The organism is Synechocystis sp. LEGE 06083 (assembly GCF_015207725.1).
Classification (GTDB): domain Bacteria; phylum Cyanobacteriota; class Cyanobacteriia; order Cyanobacteriales; family Microcystaceae; genus Synechocystis; species Synechocystis salina.
In genome coordinates, this window is record NZ_JADEWJ010000279.1 from 1 (window position 1) to 4,936 (window position 4,936).

Sequence of the window (4,936 nt, forward strand, 5' to 3'; positions counted from 1 at the left end):
TCCTCCAAGAGAGTGAAGAACAATTTCTCAGCTTGGTGGATAACGCCCCCGTGCTAATTTGTATCGCTGGTTTGGACAAAGGCTATTTGTATTTCAATCAATCTTGGCTCGACTTCACCGGCCGCACCCTCCAGCAGGAACAGGGTAATGGCTGGACAGAGGGGATACATCCCGAAGATTTTGACCACTGCCTACAAACCTACGTCAAAGCCTTTGACGCTCGGCAGCCCTACACCATGGAGTATCGTCTGCGGAACCGACAGGGAGAATACCATTGGTTGTTGGAGAATGGAGTGCCCCGTTTTGCTCCGGATGGAAAATTTCTCGGCTATATGGGTTATTGCATTGACATTAATGACCGTCAAGAAGCTCGCCGTGTATTAGAAGCAAGCGAAGAAAAATATCGCACCCTAGTGGAGTCCCTCAATACCATTGTGGGTCGTTGGTCACCGGCAGGGACAATTACTTTTGCTAACCAATATGCCCAGGATTTTTTTGGCTTTAGCGCCGAAGAAATGGTTGGGAAGTCAGTTTTCGAGACAATTGTGCCCCTAGTCAGTAGCTCTGGGCGTGATTTAGAGGCCTACATCGCAGATATCATCCAAAATCCCGAAAAGTATCAATCCACCGAAAATGAAAATATTAAAAAAAATGGCGATCGGGCCTGGATAGCCTGGACCAATAAGCCTATTTTTGACAAAGAAGGCAATCTGATTGAATTCGTAACCTCGGGAATAGATATTACAGACCGGAAATTAGCCGAAGATCAATTGCGGCAACGGGAAACAGAACTTATAGAAACCCAAAAATTAGCTAAATTAGGTCGCTGGAAATTCGATTTACGTTCCGGCAAAATTAATTGGTCAGAGGAAATTTTTCAAATGTTCGGGCGCGATCCCCAACAGGGTGCTCCCAGCTATCAAGAGCTAGAACAACTCATCCACCCCGACGATCGCCAACGCTATGGGGAAATAGTGGAGTATGTCTTACAAACTGGGCAAACCCAGGAGTCAGCCTATCGTTTTTGCCGGACAGATGGCAGTCAGGGCTGGATTTGGGCAAAAACCGAAGCTTTATTTAACCTAACGGGAGAGGTAATTGGGCTCCAGGGCGTTGCCATGGATATTACCAAGCAAAAAGAAGCAGAAATTGCCCTACAAAATAGTGAGTCTCGTTTTCGGAAAGTGTTTGAGTCGGACATTGTCGGCATCATGTTTGCCAGTCTCAGCGGTGAAGTGGCCGAGGCTAACAATTGTCTATTGAATATGCTGGGCTACAGCCGCAAGGAACTAGAAGCGGGTTTAATCCGCTGGGATGCCCTTACTCCAGCAGAACACCGGGCTAAAGATATGGAAGCCGTGGAAAATTTGCAAAAATACGGCCTCACTAAGCCCTGGGAAAAGGAGTACTATCACAAGGATGGCCACACTGTCCCGGTTTTGGTGGGGGCAGCTCCCTTTGAGGGGAATACTGATTTGACTATTTGTGTGGTGGTGGACATAAAGCAACAAAAACAAGCTCTCCGCCAGCGGGAAAGGGTAGAAGCGGAATTGGAAAAGCTCAATGTTGAACTGGAGCAGAGGGTAATGGAAAGAACCCAAGCCTTGGCCAAAAGCGAAGAAAAACTCTACCAAGTCAATGAACAATTGCAGGAACGACTGGAGGAGCTTAAGCGCCGCAATCAAGAAATGGAATTGCTTTCCACCCTGAATGAGTATTTACAGTCCTGTGTAGTAGTGGAAGATGCCTGTGCCAGTGTGGCTGCCCTGGCTAAACCACTTTTCCCAGATGTTGCCGGAGCAATTTTCATTTTTGATTCCACGGCCAATTATTTTGAACTGGCCAAAACCTGGGGAGCTTTCCCCTGTTCCCAGCCGGTGTTTAATAGCGTTGACTGTTGGGCTCTGCGGCGGGGTCAGGTTCATTGGGTGGGGCAAGACCAACACGATTTGTTTTGTAATCATCTCGATGACCAATATTCCACCCAGGAAAGTCTCTGCATTCCTCTGGTTGCCCAGGGGGAAACCCTTGGTTTACTGAATCTCTGTAGTCAGCGAGCCGGGACAATTAACCTGGAACAACAACAGTTAGCTAAAACCATCGCCGAACAGGTTAGTCTGGCGATCGCCAATATCAAATTGCGGGAAAGGCTAGAAAATCAGAGCATACGAGATCCACTCACGGGGCTATTTAACCGCCGTTACCTAGAACAGTTTTTTCTGCAGGAGATTGGCCGGGCTCGGCGCTATAACTATTCCATCGGGGTGATTATGGGGGACATTGACCATTTCAAACAGTTCAATGACCAACTAGGACACGATGCTGGAGATCATGTGCTGAAAGTTATTGGGCGCATTCTGCAAAGTAACATTCGTGGTTCTGACATTGCCTGTCGATACGGTGGGGAGGAAATGACCATTGTTTTGCCCCAAACCTCCATGGAAGATACCCTAGTTAAAGCGGAATCCCTCCGTCAGGCGATCGCCACCATGGCAGTAGATTACAAAGGCAGACAACTGGGCACATTGACCGTTTCCCTGGGGGTAGCCTGCTATCCTGACCACGGACAAACCATGGCCAACATCATCCAAGCCGCAGATAGGGCCCTCTACCAAGCTAAGGACGCCGGCCGCAATCGGGTCATCATGGCCGACTAATTTTTTTAGATTTTCTTATTAGTTAACCTGGGCAAAAAGCGTATAGGCACTATATTGATCCACCCGGTTAAGTTGGGAAGCAATTTCCGGCGGAAAAGCTTTAATATCATCCGTTCTAATAACGAAATAATTGTGGCTATTTTTTTCGAGCAGCGGAGCTATGTCGTGCATTTCCATCTGTTTTGCCTGGCCTGAAGAGTAAAATTCCGCTGAGTAGGGTCGATTAAAAACATAAAACAATTGACAGTTTGATCCCTGCCCCCATTCTGCACAGGATTGTTGATAGCGACTGACAATATATTTTTGGGAATTTTGATTAGCTACATTAACCACTATCGGCAAAGCAAAGAGAAATAGTAAAGGAATTAATAGGCCAGGGGCAATGACATATTTATTGACGGGTTGATCCTGCCAAAATATCAATAATAATTCCGCCAATAGCAAAGCGAATGCCGGTAAACCTGGTAAAACGTAGGTCCATAAAATATTGGCCGAAGGAGTAAAGAAAACCATCGGAGCCAGAGCCCACAGCAGCAGATAGCTAAGCCATTCCTGGTCTGAGGTCGGTAAAGTCAGCTTAGTTTGTTTGACTTTAACTTGCCAGATTATTTTGCCTACTAATCCCAACGTTAGCAATGACCAGGGGAATGCGGCTAGCAGCCAATACACCCAGATCATGCCGTAGGGATGGGCGTGGCCACTGCCGTATAGATCTCCCTCCCAACCTTTTTCCACAAATCTTTTCCAATGTTCCCCCACAATGAAATAATCCAAAAAGCCAGGGGTTTTAGCTTCCGCCAGCAAATACCAAGGCACCGCTATCAATGCTGTTAATAAAATGCCTTCAATCCAAGGTAATTGGGCCCAAACCCTAGGTAAATTTCTCTGCCAAATTGTCCAAATAGTTAGGGGTAGAAAAACTAACACAACCCCGATGGGCCCCTTGGCTAATAAACCGATCGCCAGCCCCACGAAAAATAAATATCCCCAGAGGCGAACCGCATTAGGCTCAGACCGGTAAGCTTGCCAAAAACCCACCATAGATAGGGTGGTTCCCAACACTAAAGCTGGATCTGTCATTACCGCCCCACTGCTGACAAAAAAGCCCAGGGTGGTAATCAGAATCATCGTGCTAACTAAAGCGTAGTTAATTCCCTTGCTTTTTGCCAATAAATAAACTAAGTAACTGGCCAATAAAATTGGCAGAAAAGAAGATAGCCTCGCCGCAAATTCGTTAACACTAAAAACTTTGAATGATGCCGCCGTCAACCAGGTAGACAGGGGCGGTTTGCCCCAAAAAGGTACGCCATAGTCGATCTGGGGCGTAATCCAGTCGCCGGTTTCTGCCATTTTGCGGCCAATTTCTGCGTAGCGGGCTTCGGTTCTGTCTGCTACAGCGTAGAGGCCAAGGGTCAAAACCCGAACGAAAATTGTCAGGTAAATAATCACCGAAATAAACCGACGCTGGGAATTCAACCAAGTTAGTTTCATTAATTTCTCTGGGTTTTTAGAGGGGGTTTGCAAAGCTCCTCGCCTCGATGTTGGCAGGATTTAGCTCAACATTGTCCAGCCTTACCGGAATTTTCCGATGGGTAAATGGAGAGTAAAACTCAAACTTTACAAACAGTTGCCTAGGGGCCAACCAAGGTTACAGGGCTTAACTCCATGGGAGAAAAACCGACCTATTTTAGCCCGCTCCCTACCCAATCTCTCCATCAATGCGGGGTAAAGAAGGCTCATCTTGGTCCAAAAAAACTAAATCCGACAAAAATAGTCGGGATTAATTGACGCCTATTTTGCCCCGTGTTAGTATGCCGAAAGATTAATGAAATTAGGACTTTGCCCCATGACCACCGCCACTACCACGGCCCCAGAATTTATTTCCGCCTGCACCAAACTGGTTTCTAAGGAAGGGAACACCGAATATCCCCTCAAAGCGCTACATATCTGTGAAGAAACCTTTGCTCCCCTGGAAGTGGCCTACGACTATGATTTGATTCGCCGCCACGTCACCCGGGAAACCATTGAAGCTGGCCCCAATTCCATCTGGCGTTACCGTGCCTTTCTGCCCGTCACTGGTAAGGATGTGATTGACGTGGGCACTGGCATGACCCCTTTGGTTAAGTCCCACCGTTTAGCCCGTCGCCTGGGGCTGAAAAATCTTTACATTAAAAACGACGCAGTCAACATGCCCACCTTGAGCTTCAAGGACCGGGTGGTTTCCGTTGCCCTCACCAGGGCCCGGGAATTGGGCTTTACCACCGTTTCCTGTGCTAGCA

Annotated in this window: 3 protein-coding genes; 2 read left to right on the plus strand and 1 reads right to left on the minus strand. The window is 47.3% G+C overall.

Annotated features, from left to right (window positions below; all coding sequences use genetic code 11):
* On the plus strand, positions 1–2,657 hold a 2,657-nt coding region (locus IQ219_RS16730), incomplete at its 5' end, for a diguanylate cyclase (RefSeq protein WP_194073354.1).
* Positions 2,658–2,675: 18 nt separating this feature from the next.
* Here IQ219_RS16730 and IQ219_RS16735 read toward each other — a convergent pair.
* Entirely contained in the window at positions 2,676–4,148 is a 1,473-nt protein-coding gene (locus IQ219_RS16735; protein ID WP_194073355.1) for a glycosyltransferase family 39 protein, read from the minus strand.
* A gap of 355 nt (positions 4,149–4,503) precedes the next feature.
* Between IQ219_RS16735 and IQ219_RS16740 the strand changes: the two genes are divergently transcribed.
* The coding region (locus IQ219_RS16740; protein WP_194073356.1) for a pyridoxal-phosphate dependent enzyme at positions 4,504–4,936 on the plus strand (433 nt) is incomplete at its 3' end.